Source organism: Nocardioides sp. WG-D5, from assembly GCF_054031175.1.
The window spans coordinates 2799650-2815996 of the sequence record NZ_CM132928.1 but is presented as its reverse complement, the minus strand read 5'-3'; the positions used below and the strand labels follow the sequence as shown (position 1 = coordinate 2815996).

Below are 16347 nucleotides of genomic sequence, written 5' to 3'. Positions count from 1 at the left end.
CATGACGGTGACGGGGGTCGAGGACGTGTGGCGGCAGGAGTCCGCCCATGTCCTCGGCGCCCTGCTGCGGGTCCATCCCGATCTGCCCGACTGTGAGGACGCCGCCCAGGAGGCGCTGATCGCGGCGAGCCAGCGATGGTCCTGCGACGGTCTGCCGGCCGATCCCCGGGCCTGGCTGATCCGGGTGGCTCATCGGCGGCTGATCGACCAGCTGCGATCGGACTCGGCGCGCACCCGGCGCGAGCTCGCCGACGGGATGGCGCGGCGGCTCGACGACCCGGACCCGGTGGCTCCCGAGATCGGCTCGGCCTACGACGACTCGCTGCGGCTGATGATGATGTGCGCGCATCCCGCGCTGCGCCGCCCCTCCCAGGTCGCGATCACGCTGCGGTGCGTGGGCGGCCTGACGACGGCGGAGATAGCGGCTGCGTACCTGGTTCCTGAGGCCACCATGGGGCAGCGGCTCAGCCGCGCACGGGCGACGCTGAAGGACGAGGAGTTCTGCTCGCCGGCGCCCGATGAGCTGCCCGAGCGGATCGCGTGCGTGCTCGACGTCTGCCACCTGATCTTCAACGAGGGCCACACCCGCACCAGTGGCCCGGACCTGCAGGGCATCGAGCTCACCGAGGAGGCGATCCGGCTGACCCGGATGGTGCGCGGCATCCTGCCGGAGCACGACGAGGCCACCGGTCTGCTCGCCCTCATGCTGCTGACCCAGGCGCGCTCGTGCGGGCGCGTCGACCACCTCGGCGACCTGATCCCGCTCAAGGACCAGGACCGCTCGCAGTGGGACCGTGAGCTGATCCGCGAAGGCGTCGAGCTGCTGGAGGAGGTGCTCCCGGAGGGCCCGGTGGGCCGCTACCAGCTGCAGGCGGCGATCGCCGCGGTCCACGCCGAGGCGGAGTCGTACGAAGCCACCGACTGGCTCCAGATCAACCTGCTCTACGGGATGCTGGCTCAGGTCGCACCGTCGCCGGCGGTCACGCTCAACCGGGCCGTCGCGGTGGCGATGAGCCTCGGCCCGGAGCACGGCATCGAGATCGTACGCGACCTGCTGGAGCACCCGGCGATGCAGCGGCACCACCGGGCCCATGCCGTGCTGGCGCACCTGCTCGAGCAGTCCGGTGACCTCGCGACCGCCCGCGAGCACTACGTGCTGGCGGCGCGCCTGACCCAGAGCGTGCCGGAGCAGCGCTACCTGAACCGCCGGGTCGAGGCGCTCGACCAGTCGTGACGTCCTGTCGCCAGGGATCAGAGCTGAGGATCAGAGCTGAGGATCAGAGCTGGACGACGCCGTCCAGGACGAGGATGATCCCGAAGATCGCGAAGAGTGCGGCGGCGCCGTACTTGATCACCTTCTCGGGAAGGTTGCGGCCCAGCAGTGCGCCGACACCGATGGCGAGGGCGTCGGCCGCGACCATCCCGACGGTGGAGCCGATCCAGGTGCCGAGCCAGCCCTCCTGGGTCGCCAGGGTGATCGTCGCGAGCATCGTCTTGTCGCCGAGCTCGGCCAGGAAGAACGCGATGCCGACGGCGATGATCGCCATGCCCCGGCTGTTGCGGGCCTTCTTCGCCTCGTCCTCGGTGAGCTCGTCGCCGCGCAGGGTCCACGCCGCGAAGACCAGGAAGGCGAGCCCGGCCACGATGGTGATGTAGTGCTGGTGCTCGGCGAAGGCGTCCCCGATGAGCGCGCCGATCGCGACCGAGGCCAGGTGGACGATCGCGGTGGCGGCGGTGATCCCGAGGATCACGTCTCGAGCGCGGTAGCGGGTGGCGAACGTCATCGCCATGAGCTGGCTCTTGTCGCCGAGCTCGGCGACGAAGATGACCGCGGTCGACAGCAGGAAGGCGTACACAGGGGTTCCTCTCCGGCGCCGGCCGGAGGAATCCCATGAGGGTGCAGCGTCCTTCGACCAGCACCGTCGTGTTGATACGGGTGCTTGGTCGAAGGTCTCGTCCGCCACCTTCGTGGCCGATCGCGCCGGGCGCTGAGGCCAGTGTGTCGACGCGACTGTTGAGGACTACTCCCCTTCGTGGTCCCGAGTCTAGGCCACGGGCCGAGGGCGGTCCCAGTCGCGTGGGGCGTGGGCTGCGTCACCCTAGGTCAGTACAGGATTGGCTGAATACAGGAAACGATGTACGGTCAGGTCCATGGTGATGACGACGGCGGCCTCCCTGGACGCGCTCGCGCGCTTCGGCCACGCGCTCTCCGACGCCACCCGCGCCCGGATCCTGATGCGGCTGCGCGAGGGGCCTGCGTACCCGGCCGACCTGGCGGACTCGCTCGGCGCGACCCGGCAGGCCGTCTCGAACCACCTGGCCTGCCTGCGTGGCTGCGGTCTGGTGGTGGCCGTCCCCGAGGGGCGGCGTACGCGCTACGAGCTCGTCGACCAGCGCGTGGCCCACGCACTGGCGGATCTCCACGGACTGGTCCTGGTCACCGACAAGGCCGCCTGTGCCGACGCCGATGAGCTGGGGTGCTGCTGATGGGGCACGGACACGGTCACGGCGCCGCCGGCCACGCCGGCGGGAGGTATCGGTCGCGGCTCGCGGTCACGTTCGCCCTGGTCGCGGGCTTCCTGGTCATCGAGCTGGTCGCCGGCGTGTGGTCGGGCTCGCTCGCGCTGGTCTCTGACGCCGGCCACATGGGCGCCGACGCCGTCGCGCTCGGCGCGGCGCTGCTGGCGACCAGGATCGCGGCGCGACCGGACACCACCGGCCGGCGCACCTACGGCTCCTATCGCGCGGAGGTCTTCGCCTCGGGGCTGACGGTGCTGATCATGCTCGGGGTCGCGGCGTACGTCGTCGTGGAGGCCGTCGGCCGGATCGGCGCCGAGACCGAGGTGCAGACCGGCGCGATGCTCGTGGTCGGTGCGCTCGGTCTGGTGGTCAACGTCGTCTCGATGCTGTTGCTGCGCGCCGGCGCCGCCGAGTCGCTCAACGTCAAGGGCGCCTACTTCGAGGTGGTCGCCGATGCCGCGGGCAGCGTCGGCGTGATCGTGGCCGGTGTGATCGTCGCGCTCACCGGCCAGGCGTGGTGGGACACGGGTGTCGCGGTGGCCATCGGGCTCTTCGTGGCGGTCCGGGCCGTCGTGCTGGGCCGCGAGGTCCTGGCCGTGCTCGGGCAGGAGATCCCCGACGGTCTGGTGGTGGATGCCGTCGTCGCCGACCTGGAGGCGATCCCGGGGGTCGAGGACGCCCACGATCTGCACGTCTGGACCCTCACCTCGGGGATGAACGTCGCCACCGCGCACCTCACCCTCGCCGAGGATGCCGACTCGCAGGACGTCCTCGCCCGGGCCCAGCGGATGCTCGCGACCGAGCACCGGATCGAGCACGCGACGCTGCAGACCGAGACCGCTCCGACGCCGCAGTGCCTCGAGGTGACATGGTGAGTGCGGCCCGCTCCGCGGAGGTGGTCCTCGCCCGACCGGCCGCCGAGCGGAGAAGGGCCGTGCTCGTACGCCGGGTGCGGCTGCTGGTGGCCTTCACCATCGCGTACAACGTGGTCGAGGCGATCGTCGCGCTCGTCGCCGGTGTGGGGGCGAGCTCGGCCGCGCTGGTCGGATTCGGTCTCGACTCGGTGATCGAGGTCACTTCCGCGGTCGCCGTCGCCTGGCAGTTCGGGGGCGGCAACCACGAGAGCCGCGAGCGGACCGCGTTGCGCGTGATCGCCTGCTCGTTCTTCGCGCTCGCCGCCTTCGTGAGCTTCGACGCCGTCACCGCGTTGGCCACCCGCGAGGCTGCGGAGCACTCGAGTGTCGGAATCGGCATGGCCGTGCTGAGCCTGCTGGTCATGCCTCTGGCCTCATGGGTGCAGCGGCGTACGGGCACCGAGCTCGGTTCACGCTCGGCCGTCGCCGACTCCAAGCAGACGCTTCTGTGCACCTACATGTCGGCCGCGCTCCTGCTCGGTCTGGTGCTGAACAGCCTCCTCGGCTGGTGGTGGGCCGACTCCCTCGCCGCGCTGACGATCGCCGCCGTCGCCGTCCGGGAGGGCGTGAACGCCTGGCGAGGCGAGGTCTGCTGTTCCCCGGTAGAGGCGTTCATCGACGACGGCCGGCCCGACGACGGTTGTGACTGCTGCTGACCGGAACCCGCTGATCGACGTAACCTTTACGGATTCGTCGAACTTCCTCAGCAAAGATTCGATCCTGGTTACGCTGAGGCCATGGATGAGGCCGAGGTGCGTGCGGTCCTCTTCGACCTGCAGGACACGCTCGTCCCGAGTGGTCATCCTGCCGAGCACGACGCGGTGTCGAGGGCGATGGGCGCGGACCTCGGCGTCGACCCCGTCGCGTTCGCGGCTGCGGTCACCGACACCTTCGACGAGCGCGTACGCGGCCTGATGGCCGACGTGCATCACACGGTGCGCTACCTGGCCAGACGGGTCGGTGGGTCGCCGACCGAGTCTCAGGTGGAGAGCGCGATCACCCGCCGGCTGAACTACGCGCTCTCGCTGCACGCCGCCACCTGGGCGCTGCCCGCCCTGAAGTCGCTGCGCAAACGAGGGTTCAAGCTCGGTCTCGTCGCCGACTGCGGGGCGGAGACGGTCGCGATCTGGCCGCAGAGCCCGCTCGCGGACCACCTGGACGCGGTCTCGTTCTCCTGCCAGACGGGCGTACGCAAGCCCGACTCGGGCGCCTACCTCGTCGCTGCGGCGGCGCTGGAGGTGCGGACCAGCGAGTGCGTCTACGTCGGTGACGGTGCCGACCGCGAGCTGAGCGGCGCCGAGGCGGTCGGGATGCGGTCGGTGCGATTCCGGGCCAGGGGGCACGACGAGATCGAGGAGAGCGAAGAGGGTGTCGCGTTCGACCTGGATCCCGAGTGGAGCGGGCCGACGATCAGCGACCTGTCCGAGCTCGTCGGCATGATCGGGGTCCCGATGCCGCGCGACGGGTCCGAATCGCGGACGTTCGTCTCCGGAAATGTGGTGCCGTGGGGGTCGAAGCGATCATCCCGCTGATCTCCGGATGAAGGCCGGTCGGCGTCCGGTCGGCAGCTCGTGGCGCCCGTCCTGCGTGGGTCAGGGTCCCACGCCGACGGGTCGATGTCAGCCGAATCCGGGATCCTCCGACGTTTCGGTCCGTTCCTCGGCACGGTTCCGGATCGCCATCGGATCGGTGTCCGATATCACACCGGACATGTTACCTATCTTTTGACAGGTTCTACGTCCGGTGGGCGAGCCTCGGCCGTGGCGAGAACGCTCCATCAGGCGGCACCGCACGCGTGAATTCGGCAGGAAATGGTCCTTGCCCCCTAGCGAGTTCACGCCGAAAACGGTAAGAATCGATCGACCGACAGGGAAGAATTTCGCCGTCTCCGACCCCACATTTCGGACTCAGGTTTCCAACAGTCATGGTTTGCCCCCGACGCCCTTGACCTACATGCTTACCTGTCAGTCGACAGGTTCAACATGCTTCAAGGAGGACGCGGGTGGCGCTAGCTGCAGACCACAGCACGGACACGGTGCTGAACGCACGGGCAGATGCTCGCGCGCAAGGGGGGCAGGTCAGCGACTGGATGCCGTACCTACCGGCCTCGTCGAGCCCGTTCTGTCCGGACGACGTCGACCCGGAGAGCCTCACCTGGGCCGAGACGGTCGCGCCCGGCAGCTACACCCACAAGGTGCTCGCCCGAGGCACCCGGTTCCGGCTCGAGGACCCGACCGGCGAGGCCTGCGCCCACACGCTCGTCTACAACGCCCTCGAGCCGACCGAGCGACTCAACGTCGCCGACACCCAGAAGATCCCGTGGCAGGCCTACCTCGGTGCCGGCCACCCGCTGCTCTCCGGTGACGGCCGGGTGCTCGCCACGATCCTCACCGACACCTCGGGACGCCACGACGCGTTCTGCGGGACGAGCACCGCCGCCTGGAACGCGCTGCGCTACGGCACCGCGCTGCCCGAGGGGCCTGCTCCGGCAGGGCGTGACCTCTTCGTGAAGGCGGCTGCCAAGCACGGGCTCGGGCCGGCCGACGTACCTCCCTCGGTCTCGTTCTTCCAGGGAGTGCGCGTCGCCTCGGACGGCGCCTTCGACTGGGTCGGCTCGTCAGGCGCCGGGACTTCGGTCGAGCTCGTGGCCGAGCTGCCCCTGATCGTGCTGATCGCCAACGTCCCGCATCCGCGGGACCCACGTCCGGAGTACATCGTCGGGCCGCTGCGCGTGCACGCCTGGCGTACGCCGGAGACCACCCCGACCACCCCGGCGGACGAGCGTTTCGACGCCTCTCCCGAGGTGCGGCGGGCGTACCTGAACACACTCGACTATGCGGAGGCTCGGGGCCTGTGACTACCACGATCGACAACCCGGTGATGAGGCCTGTGACGACTCTTCCTGTTCCTGTGGCCACCTACCTGACGCCCGACGGCCAGCTGGTCTCCAGCGTGCCGGTCGGTGCGTCGTACGCAGACGGCAGCCCACTGGAGTGGGGTGACCCGCTGGTGCCGGGTGCCGTCGTGCTGGACGAGCAGGTCGCTCCGCGGGCGTCGTGGTCGGGTGTCGTACGTGCCGGGCACGTGCTGACGATCGTCGATGTCGGGGGCAACCAGTCGGGTGACTGCCTGCTCTACAACGCGCACGACACCGACGAGCGCTACAGCGCGCCGGACACGCTCGCCTGGCAGGACAACGCCTACATCCGCACCGGGACGGTGCTGCGCAGCAACCACGGTCGTGCCCTGATGACCGTCGTCGGCAACGAGATCGACCGACAGGACACCATCGGTGGCGCGTGCTCGCGGGAGTCCAACACGCTGCGCTACGGGCACCACGTGATGTATCACCACGGCTGCCGGGAGAACTTCCTGACCGAGGGAGCCAAGCACGGTCTCGGCATGCGCGACATCGTCTCCAACATCAACTGGTTCATGAACGTGCCCGTGGAGGAGGACGGCGCCCTCGGCATCGTCGACGGCATGTCGGCGCCCGGCAAGCGGGTCGCGCTGCGTGCCGAGATCGACACCCTCGTGCTCATCTCCAACTGCCCGCAGATGAACAACCCGTGCAACGACTTCAACCCGACGCCGCTGCGGATGATCGTCTCCGAGCCGGACGTGGACTACGAGGCCGACGCATGACGGCTGGCCCAGATACCGGACTGTCCGTCGACACTGTCCTGGTCGCCAACCGAGGGGAGATCGCCCGCCGGGTGATGCGCAGCGCGCGCGAGCTCGGGATGCGTACGGTCGCGGTCTTCTCCGAGGCCGACCGGGCGGCACCACACGTGCGGGAGGCCGACGAGGCCGTCTGTCTGGGCTCCGCGCCCGCACGGGACTCCTATCTCCGAGGCGATCTGATCATCGCGGCAGCCCTGCGCACCGGCGCGGGGCTGCTCCATCCCGGCTACGGCTTCCTGTCCGAGAGCGCTGCCTTCGCCCGCGAGGTGGAGGCCGCGGGCCTTCGGTTCGTCGGACCGACGCCCGACCAGATCAGCGCCTTCGGCGAGAAGCACTCGGCCCGCCGGCTCGCCGAGAACGCCGGCGTGCCGATGCTGGCCGGCACGGGCCTGCTCTCCGGTCCGGACGAGGCGGCCGAGGAGGCTGCCCGGATCGGGCTGCCCGTCATGGTCAAGGCCACCGGTGGCGGTGGCGGCATCGGGATGACCGCGTGCAGCTCGGAGGAGGACGTCCGGGTCGCCTTCGAGCGGGTCGCGCGGCTGGCCCAGACCAGCTTCGGGACCGCCGGGGTGTTCCTGGAGCGTCTGGTGCGGCCTGCCCGTCACGTCGAGGTGCAGATCTTCGGCGACGGGGAGGGCCAGGTCGCGGTGCTCGGCGACCGCGACTGCTCGCTGCAGCGCCGCAACCAGAAGGTGATCGAGGAGGCGCCCGCGCCTGCTCTTCCCGAGCACGTGCGTACCGTCCTGCACGACTCCGCGCGCCAGCTCGCCAAGTCGGTCTCCTACCGCTCGGCCGGCACCGTGGAGTTCGTCTACGACCCGGGCCGCGAGCAGATCTCCTTCCTGGAGATGAACACCCGCCTCCAGGTCGAGCACGCCGTCACCGAGCAGGTGATGGGCATCGACATCGTCGCGCTCATGCTGCGACTGGCCCGCGACGGGGTCAGCGCCCTGCCCGACGAGCTGTTCCGCAAGTGCCCTCCACCCCAGGCGTACGCCGTCGAAGCACGTGTCTACGCCGAGGACCCGGCCAAGGACTCGATGCCGTCCTCCGGCCTGGTCACCCGGGCGATCCTGCCGGAGCCGTCCGACACGGTCAGGGTGGACTCCTGGATCGAGACCGGGCTCGAGGTCTCGCCCCACTACGACCCGCTGCTCGCCAAGGTGATCGCCACCGGGGCGACCCGCGACGAGGCGCTGGACACGCTGGGCTCAGCGCTCGCGCAGACCCGGATCGACGGGATCGTCACCAACGTCTCCGCGTTGCGCGCGATGACGACCTACCCCGAGCTCCGCTCGGCCACGCACTCGACCTCGACCCTCCCGGAACGTGCCAAGGACGGCAGCGGGGGTGACCCGGACCCGCGCATCGACGTCCTCGACCCGGGCGTGCTAACCACCGTCCAGGACCTCCCCGGGCGGGTGGGCTACTGGCAGGTCGGCGTACCTCCGTCGGGGCCGTTCGACCCGGTCTCGTTCGCCGAGGCCAACCTGGCGGTCGGCAACCACCGGGGCGCGCCCGGCCTCGAGGTCACGGTGCCGCTGGCAACGGGCCGGACGACGGCCGGGGGGCCGACGCTGGTCTTCTCCGATCCCGCCGTCGTCTGCGTGACCGGTGCCCCCATGCCGGTCAGCGTCGACGGCGTCCCTGCCCCGCAGTGGGAGCCGATCGAGCTCCCCGCGGGGGCGACGTTGAAGCTGGGCCGCACCGACGGGCCGGGGCTGCGGGCCTACATCGCGGTCCGAGGTGGCCTGGACGTGCCCGACTATCTGGGCAGCGCCTCGACGTTCACGCTCGGCGGGTTCGGCGGCCACGCCGGGCGTACGCTGCAGCGCGGTGACGTGCTCCGCCCCGGCACCGCGGTCGACCCGCAGGCGCAGCCGGCGGCGACGCCGGTGTCGCGGCGGCCGGCCCTGACCAACAGCTGGGAGATCGGCGTCACCGAGGGCCCGCACGGGGCCCCGGAGTTCTTCACGCGCGCCGACCTGGACCAGCTCTACTCGGCGAGCTACCGGGTGCATCACAACTCGGCCCGCACCGGCGTACGTCTGATCGGGCCGAAGCCGACCTGGGCCCGTGCCGACGGCGGCGAGGCCGGGCTGCACCCCTCGAACATCCACGACACGCCCTACACGGTGGGGTCGCTCGACTTCACCGGCGACACCCCGATCATCCTCGGCCCCGACGGGCCGTCGCTCGGCGGCTTCGTCTGCCCGGCGGTCGTCGCCAGCGGTGAGCTGTGGAAGATCGGGCAACTGCGTCCGGGGGACGCAGTTCGGTTCGTGCCGGTGCGGGAGGGCAAGGCCGCCGGGCTGATCAACCACCGTGCTTCCCTGTCGGTGGTCGGCGGCGCGGGCGGCGACGGCGACGACGGCGTCCTGGGCCGCCTGCCCCGGACACCGGCGAGGCCAGAGGTCACCTATCGGCGCAGCGGCGACAACTCCGTGCTCGTCGAGTACGGGCCGATGACGCTCGACCTGGGTCTCCGGATGCGGGTGCACGCGCTGCAGTCGGCGCTGGCAGAGCACGCGCCGCCGGGCATCATCGACGTCACGCCCGGGATCCGGTCGCTGCAGGTGCACACCGACTCCTCGGTTCTGCGTGCCGGCCAGGTCGCGGGACTCCTGCGCGAGCTGGAGGAGGACCTGCCGGCCAGCTCCGAGCTGACCGTGCCCTCGCGGCGGGTGCGGCTGCCGCTGTCCTGGGACGACCCGGCGACCCGCGAGGCGATCGAGCGCTACACCGCCGGCGTACGCGACGACGCGCCGTGGGCGCCGTGGAACATCGAGTTCATCCGCCGGATCAACGGGCTCGCCTCGGTCGAGGACGTCCACCGGACCGTCTTCGACGCGTCCTACCTGGTCCTCGGGCTGGGGGACGTCTATCTCGGTGCACCGGTCGCGACCCCGCTGGACCCGCGCCACCGGCTGGTGACGACGAAGTACAACCCGGCGCGCACCTGGACGGCGGAGAACTCCGTCGGCATCGGCGGCGCCTACATGTGCATCTACGGGATGGAGGGGCCGGGCGGCTATCAGCTGGTCGGCCGGACGACTCAGGTGTTCAACCGTTTTCGGCGCTCCACCTCGGCCGGCGGGCTCTTCCACGACGACCCGTGGGCGCTGCGGTTCTTCGACCGGATCGAGTGGTACCCGGTCTCCGCCGACGAGCTCCTCGAGCTGCGGGCGGAGGTCGACGCCGGGCGCGGCGAGTTCGAGACCGAGGAGGGCACCTTCTCGATCAAGGACTACGACCGCTTCCTGACCGCCAACGCGGACTCGATCGCAGCCTTCCGTGACCAGCAGTCCGCGGCCTTCGACGAGGAGCGCGAGCGCTGGAAGGCGGCGGGGGAGTTCGACATCTGCGACCGCCTCGACGCCCGGGGCGACCCGTCGGAGGTCGAGGTGCCGGAAGGGTGCGTGCCGGTGACCGCACCGTTCACCTCGACCGTCTGGAAGGTCGTCGCGAGCCGCGGGTCGCGGCTGGCGCAGGACGATCCGCTGATGGTCGTCGAGGCGATGAAGATGGAGGCGAGCGTCCCGGTCCCGGTCGCCGGCGAGGTGGCCGAGATCTACGTGAAGCCGGGGGAGCAGATCGTCCCGGGACAGGTCATCGCCGCCGTGCGACCTCTCGACGGGTCCGGCTCTTGATCCACTCGCTTCCCGGCGGCGCGGTCGACCGCGCCGCCGACGCCCTCGACCGGATCGAGGCGTCCGGCCGGCCGGAGATCTGGATCTCGCTGCGTACGCGGGACGACCTGCTCGAGGAGGCCGCCGCGATCGACGCGAAGGTGGCCGGCGGCGAGATCCTTCCCCTCGCCGGCCGTCTGCTGGCGGTCAAGGACAACATCGACGTCCGGGGCCTGCCGACGACCGCCGGAGCGCCGTCGTACGCCTACTCGCCCTCGTCCGACGCCACCGCCGTCGCCCGGCTGCGTGCGGCCGGGGCGCTGGTGGTGGGGAAGACGAACCTGGACCAGTTCGCGACCGGTCTGGTCGGCACCCGCAGCCCGTACGGCGCGGTCCGCAACGCCTGGGACCCGACCCGGATCTCGGGTGGGTCCTCGTCGGGCTCGGCGGTCGCGGTCGCCCTCGGCCTGGTCGACCTCGCGCTCGGGACCGACACCGCGGGCTCCGGACGGGTGCCGGCCGCGCTCAACGGCATCGTCGGGGTGAAGCCGTCGCGCGGGCTGGTGCCGGTCACCGGTGTCGTACCCGCCTGCTACACGCTCGACTGCGTCACCGTCTTCGCCCGGGATCTCGGATCCGCGCGGGCGGCCGCGGAGCTGATGGCCGGGCCCGACCCGACCGACCCGTTGTCGCGTACGTTGCCGGCGGATGCCGGCCTGCCGCCGGTGCCGCGGGTGGCGGTGCCGACCGGCGAGCACCTCGACGGGCTCGCCCCGGGCTGGGCCGACGCCTTCCGAGCCGTGGGCGCGCGCCTGGCCTCGGCCGGGATCGAGGTCGTCGAGACCGACATCTCGCCGCTGCTGGAGGCCGCCACTCTGCTCTACGACGGCGCCTTCGTCGCCGAGAGGTACGCCGCGGTCGGCTCCCACCTCGAGGCCAACCGCGACCTCATCGGGACCGACCTCGACCCGACGGTCGCCGAGATCGTCCTCGCCGGGGCATCGGCGGGCGCGGCCGAGTGGGCACGCGACGTCGCCCGGCTGGCGCGCCTCGGCGCCGCGGGACGCGAGGCTCTCGCCGGCTGCTCGGCGCTGCTGACACCGACCACGACCGGGCATCCCACGCTGGCCGAGGTGGCCGCGGATCCCGTGGGCGCCAACGCGCGCCTGGGGCGCTACACGAACTTCGCGAACCTCCTCGACATGGCCTCGCTCGCCGTCCCGGCCGGCCAGGTCGGCGGGCTGCCCTTCGGGGTGATGCTGACCGGAGCGGCCGGGAGCGACCGCACCCTGGCCGCGCTGGGCCACACGCTCCTCAGCCCCGCTGTCGATCTCTTCGTCGTCGGTGCGCACCTGTCGGGGATGCCGCTCAACCACCAGCTGGTCGAGGCCGGTGCGACGCTGCTGCGCCGGGTGTCGACCTCGGCCGACTATCGGCTCTTCGCTCTGGAGACGGTGCCGCCGAAGCCCGGCCTGGTCCGTGTCGGTGGTCCCGCGACCGGGGTGCGGATCGAGGGCGAGCTCTGGCGCGTCCCGGCCGCGGGCTTCGGGACGTTCGTGGGTGGCGTACCTGCTCCGATGGCGATCGGAAAGGTGACGTTGGAGGACGGCTCCTCGGTTTCGGGATTTCTGGTGGAGCCGATTGCGGTCGAAAGAGCCGCTGATATCTCATCGCACGGTGGCTGGCGCCGTTACCGGTCTGAGCAGGGCCTTTAACGTTCGGCGTGGATATCGGTTATGGGACCGGGGTCATTCCTCCTGATGGCACACGACCCTGTTCAGCCGCCTGAAACCCCGTCACACTGGGCAGAATTCCGCCAGCATTATCGCCCCGGGAGGATGCTGTGCCGTGTCTATTGGTCCGTCGCGCCATACACTTTGTTGACAGAGAATTCAACCCTCTCGTGGGACTTTCGACTCTATTCCTTAGGGGAAGAAGACTCTTTCGAATCTTCCCCGAAACTCGGGAGGCCGCTTAGATGGCGTACATGACAACTAGGCGTTCTCGGCCCGGCCGCCCCAGGCATGTGCCCGATTCGGGTACTGCCTCACCACGTGACCAGATCCTCGATGCTGCTGCGCGACTCTTCGTGTCCCAGGGCTTCGCGGCGACGTCCACCCGCGAGATCGCCGACCAGGTCGGCATCCGTCAGGCCTCTCTCTACTACCACTTCGCAGGCAAGGACGAGATCCTCGTCGAGCTGCTCCGTAAGTCGGTCCGCCCGACCACGGACAAGGTCGAGAAGATCCTCAACCAGGTGCCACCGCTCGATTACGAGACCGCTCTTTATCTGCTGGTTCTCATCGACGTACGCACCCTTGCCGATGTCGAGCACAACGTCGGCATGCTCTACATGCTGCCGGATGTGACCAACGGCGAGGTCTACACCGAGTTCCGCAAGGAGCACCAGGAGCTGGCTGCTGCCTATGCCGATCTCGCCAGCAAGGTGGCCTCGGAGAAGGTGTTGGAAGGCGTCAGCCTGAAGCAGCTGGGCAACATGCTCATCCAGCAGGTCGAAGGCGTCATCAACATGCGCGCCGAGATGATCACCGAGAACACGGTTCGCAGGATCTCGTGCCCGGAGGCCTGGGCGATCGCGTCCTCGTGCCTGCGGATGTGTGGGGTCAGCCAGGAGAAGATCCAAGCCGCGAACGCGGTCGCCGTGGACATGCTCGACGACTTCCTCGAGGACAGGGTTCGCGAGCTCGCCTGACAAGGCAGGCTGACAAGACGGTAACTGGTGGGTAGGGCTTGCGCGTGTGAGTTGCCCAGTTGAGGCTTGAACGACACACTTTCCGAGCCCGTTGCCCGCTTCCCCACCGCGAGGACCCCCACACGTGTGCATTGACCCTTCCGGAGGCCGTTGATGGCCCGGAAGCAGACAGCCATCCTCTCCGTCACCCGCGGGGTCACGACGCTCAACGGCCTCGTGGTGGATCGTCCATGGGGAGAGGATCCGCACCAAGCAGGCATCCGGGCCGTACGCGAGCAGCTCGCCGGCCCGAGCCGCAAGCCCGTCCAGGTCGTCGCCACCGACGACGAGGCCCGGGTCCGGATGGTCGTCCATCCCGACGGGCACGTCACCGACTTCGAGACCCTCGAGGTCTTCGGGAGCTACGGCTCGCCCGACGACGTTCCGGGCGCCGCGTGGCTGCCTGACGCCATCGCGCCGCTGGTCATCCAGGCCGAGGTCGAGCCGTCTCCCGAACCCGAACCTGAACCCGAGCCGTACGTGCCGCCGATCCTGGCCGTGCCCGCGCCTGTGGTCGAGGAGCCCGAGCTCGTGCCGCCGCCCGCCCCGCCACGGGAACCGGAGCCGGAACCAGAGCCCGAGCCGGAGCCTGAACCGGTGGAGCCCGAGCCTGCCCCGCCGGCACCCGTGCCGCCTCCCGCACCCGCGCCGCTGCCTGAGCCGAGCCCTGAGCCCGCTCCCGAGCCTGCCCCCAAGCCCGTTCCCGTGCCGGCCTCCGAGCGGTCGCCGCGGTCGCCGGGACCGTTGGTGCCGTTGCACCACATGGAGCCGGGGCCGTACCGACGGTCGCGGATGACCCGTCGCGGGCGGGTGGTGCTGGTCGTCGTCTGCCTGCTCCTGCTGATCCTGATCTACGAGGTCGTACGCGGCGTCGTGACCGGTTCCGACGCCGATTCCTCCGACAAGAAGGAGCCGCAGAGCCAGCAGTCCGAGCCGACCGCCGGGGCCAGCGACGAGGTCATCGAGCCACCGTCGGAGTCGCCCTCGCCGAGCGCGACGGCGTCGTCGGTACGCGTCGAGCCCACGCCGACGCCGACGCCCAAGCCGACCAAGAAGCCGGAGCCGACCAGGACGCTGTCGGTGAAGGCGATCGCGATGACCGAGGCCATCGGGCTGCGGATCGACGCCAGCAGGTTGCCGGTGACGGCGACGATCGCGATGGATCCGTGGGGCGCGCCGGAGCGGTTCACGCGTACGGTCACGATCACCGAGCCCGACCAGCTCGTCGTGATCAAGCCGGTCGCCTCCGGGCACGCGGAATGGAGCGTCCGGATCGAAGGAGCCGCCAAGGTCACCGGCTACACGCACTCCTGGCCCAAGGGCGACCGCGAGTTCGTCAGGCGTTGATCCTCCCGGGTCGAGGCAGTTCGATACAGGACTGAATTGCTACCAGGGTCGGATGTGTGGGACTCCCGTCCGGCGTACGCTGCACAAGAACCTGTTCCTGCGCCTCGGAGGATTCGCATGCCGCTCAAGATCACGCCGCCGGTCCGCACGCCGGGGATCGCCGGCCGGACGCTCCACCAGGTGGAGCGCACCGCCAAGCAGGGTGTGCGCTGGGCGCTGGGGCACGGGTTGCCGCGTACGGTCATCACCCGAGCCGCGAAGAAGGGCGACCTCCAGGGCGACCTGATCCTCAGCGGACCGGGGTCGCACACCTTCGATTTGATCGACCTCTTCGAGGAGGTGCGTGCGCACGGGCCGCTCTATCGCGGAGCGTTCAGCCAGGTCGCGACCGACCAGGCGGTCATCCGCGAGGTGCTGACGAGCTCCGACTTCGTGACCGGGTTCTTCGCGCCCGACGCGGGCGGCGGATGGATGGCGAAGGCCGGCACCTGGGCCGCCAGCGACGTCTTCAACCCGATCCAGCCGCCGTCGCTGCTCGCGACCGAGCCGCCGGCCCACACCCGCTACCGCAAGCTCGTCACGCGCGTGTTCACGGTGAAGGCCGTCGAGCGGCTGCGCGGGCGCACCGAGGAGATCGCCCGCGAGCTCCTCGACGGCCTGGAGAAGTCGGGGGCCTCCGAGGTCGATCTCGTCTCGCGCTACTGCGGGCTGCTGCCGATCACGGTCATCTCGGAGGTGCTCGGGGTGCCGGTCGAGCTCCGCGAGCGCATGCTCGAGATGGGCAAGGGCGCCGCCCTGAGCCTCGACATCGGGCTCGACTGGGGCACCTTCCGCGGGATGGAGGCGTCGCTGGAGGAGTTCGACACCTGGCTGCGTGGACACCTCGACCACATCGCGGCCCATCCCGGTGACGACCTGCTGAGCCAGCTCGTCGCGGTCCGCGAGGACGGCGACCGGCTCAGCGAGCACGAGCTGCGCGCGATCGCCGGCCTGGTCTTCGCCGCCGGCTTCGAGACCACCGTGAACCTGATCGGCAACGGGATCGCGCTGCTCCACGACAACCCCGAACAGCTCGACATCCTGCGCGACCGCCCCGAGCTGTGGGCCAACGCCGCCGACGAGGTGCTCCGGCTCGACCCGCCGGTGCTGCTGACCGGCCGGGTCGCCCGTCAGGACTCGGTGATCGCGGGGCAGCCGATCCCGCGCGGCACGATCATCAACACCATCCTCGCCGCCGCCAACCGCGATCCGGCGGTGTTCACCGACCCGCACGTGTTCGACGTGACCCGGGAGAACGCCCGCGACCACATCTCCTTCTCCAGCGGCCGCCACTTCTGTCTCGGTGCGGCCCTGGCCCGGATGGAGGGGGAGATCGGCCTCCGGCTCCTCTTCGAGCGCTTCCCGGACCTGAAGCTCCTCGACGGCCGCGAGCGCCACCCCACCCGCATCCTCCGCGGCTACTCCCGCCTGCCCGCGCGTCTCGCCTGACCCAGCGAGGTGA

At 70.4% G+C, this 16347-nt stretch carries 13 protein-coding genes; 12 read left to right on the top strand and 1 reads right to left on the bottom strand.

From position 1 onward, the window contains the following. Position 1 precedes the first annotated feature (1 nt). Positions 2–1234, top strand: coding sequence for an RNA polymerase sigma factor (locus ACWZJV_RS13670; RefSeq protein ID WP_457181829.1), 1233 nt, complete (start codon positions 2–4; stop codon positions 1232–1234). A 43-nt stretch (positions 1235–1277) separates the two neighbouring features. On the opposite strand, the gene ACWZJV_RS13665 is transcribed toward ACWZJV_RS13670, so the two are convergent. Beyond that, on the bottom strand, positions 1278–1856 hold the full coding sequence (locus tag ACWZJV_RS13665) for a TMEM165/GDT1 family protein (RefSeq protein WP_008355279.1): 579 nt from the start codon (positions 1854–1856) through the stop codon (positions 1278–1280). A gap of 295 nt (positions 1857–2151) precedes the next feature. On the opposite strand from ACWZJV_RS13665, the gene ACWZJV_RS13660 reads away from it, so the two are divergent. From ACWZJV_RS13660 to ACWZJV_RS13610, 11 genes are all read left to right on the top strand, one after another. Continuing rightward, on the top strand, positions 2152–2487 hold the full coding sequence (locus ACWZJV_RS13660; RefSeq protein ID WP_457181828.1) for an ArsR/SmtB family transcription factor: 336 nt from the start codon (positions 2152–2154) through the stop codon (positions 2485–2487). Beyond that, entirely contained in the window at positions 2487–3395 is a 909-nt protein-coding gene (locus ACWZJV_RS13655; protein ID WP_457181827.1) for a cation diffusion facilitator family transporter, read from the top strand. Before ACWZJV_RS13660 ends, ACWZJV_RS13655 begins: the two co-directional genes overlap by 1 nt. Then, positions 3389–4090 carry a cation transporter gene (locus tag ACWZJV_RS13650; protein ID WP_457181826.1) on the top strand — a complete coding sequence of 234 codons (702 nt, stop codon included), beginning with the start codon at positions 3389–3391 and terminating at the stop codon, positions 4088–4090. Before ACWZJV_RS13655 ends, ACWZJV_RS13650 begins: the two co-directional genes overlap by 7 nt. Positions 4091–4171: 81 nt before the next feature. After that, the gene (locus ACWZJV_RS13645; protein ID WP_457181825.1) at positions 4172–4966 is read left to right on the top strand and encodes an HAD family hydrolase; all 795 of its coding nucleotides are present in this window, start codon (positions 4172–4174) and stop codon (positions 4964–4966) included. Positions 4967–5523: 557 nt separating this feature from the next. Then, positions 5524–6291, top strand: coding sequence for an urea amidolyase associated protein UAAP1 (locus ACWZJV_RS13640; RefSeq protein WP_457181824.1), 768 nt, complete (start codon positions 5524–5526; stop codon positions 6289–6291). Continuing rightward, on the top strand, positions 6288–7079 hold the full coding sequence (locus ACWZJV_RS13635; protein WP_457181823.1) for an urea amidolyase associated protein UAAP2: 792 nt from the start codon (positions 6288–6290) through the stop codon (positions 7077–7079). The genes ACWZJV_RS13640 and ACWZJV_RS13635 overlap by 4 nt, the downstream gene beginning before the upstream one ends. Beyond that, entirely contained in the window at positions 7076–10768 is a 3693-nt protein-coding gene (gene uca, locus ACWZJV_RS13630; protein WP_457181822.1) for an urea carboxylase, read from the top strand. The genes ACWZJV_RS13635 and uca overlap by 4 nt, the downstream gene beginning before the upstream one ends. Further along, on the top strand, positions 10765–12462 hold the full coding sequence (locus ACWZJV_RS13625) for an allophanate hydrolase (protein WP_457181821.1): 1698 nt from the start codon (positions 10765–10767) through the stop codon (positions 12460–12462). Before uca ends, ACWZJV_RS13625 begins: the two co-directional genes overlap by 4 nt. A gap of 263 nt (positions 12463–12725) precedes the next feature. Next, positions 12726–13460, top strand: coding sequence for a TetR/AcrR family transcriptional regulator (locus ACWZJV_RS13620; RefSeq protein WP_196876181.1), 735 nt, complete (start codon positions 12726–12728; stop codon positions 13458–13460). 153 nt (positions 13461–13613) lie between these two features. After that, complete coding sequence (locus ACWZJV_RS13615; protein ID WP_457181820.1) at positions 13614–14846, top strand: hypothetical protein; 1233 nt, start codon at positions 13614–13616, stop codon at positions 14844–14846. A 117-nt stretch (positions 14847–14963) separates the two neighbouring features. After that, on the top strand, positions 14964–16334 hold the full coding sequence (locus tag ACWZJV_RS13610) for a cytochrome P450 (protein WP_457181819.1): 1371 nt from the start codon (positions 14964–14966) through the stop codon (positions 16332–16334). Positions 16335–16347 lie beyond the last annotated feature (13 nt).

Coding starts and splice junctions, on each gene's coding strand:
- ACWZJV_RS13650 (WP_457181826.1), top strand. CDS start 3,389: ATGGTGAGTGCGGCCCGCTCCGCGGAGGTGGTCCTCGCCCGACCGGCC.
- ACWZJV_RS13660 (WP_457181828.1), top strand. CDS start 2,152: ATGGTGATGACGACGGCGGCCTCCCTGGACGCGCTCGCGCGCTTCGGC.
- ACWZJV_RS13640 (WP_457181824.1), top strand. CDS start 5,524: ATGCCGTACCTACCGGCCTCGTCGAGCCCGTTCTGTCCGGACGACGTC.
- ACWZJV_RS13615 (WP_457181820.1), top strand. CDS start 13,614: ATGGCCCGGAAGCAGACAGCCATCCTCTCCGTCACCCGCGGGGTCACG.
- uca (WP_457181822.1), top strand. CDS start 7,076: ATGACGGCTGGCCCAGATACCGGACTGTCCGTCGACACTGTCCTGGTC.
- ACWZJV_RS13610 (WP_457181819.1), top strand. CDS start 14,964: ATGCCGCTCAAGATCACGCCGCCGGTCCGCACGCCGGGGATCGCCGGC.
- ACWZJV_RS13645 (WP_457181825.1), top strand. CDS start 4,172: ATGGATGAGGCCGAGGTGCGTGCGGTCCTCTTCGACCTGCAGGACACG.
- ACWZJV_RS13620 (WP_196876181.1), top strand. CDS start 12,726: ATGGCGTACATGACAACTAGGCGTTCTCGGCCCGGCCGCCCCAGGCAT.
- ACWZJV_RS13670 (WP_457181829.1), top strand. CDS start 2: ATGACGGTGACGGGGGTCGAGGACGTGTGGCGGCAGGAGTCCGCCCAT.
- ACWZJV_RS13655 (WP_457181827.1), top strand. CDS start 2,487: ATGGGGCACGGACACGGTCACGGCGCCGCCGGCCACGCCGGCGGGAGG.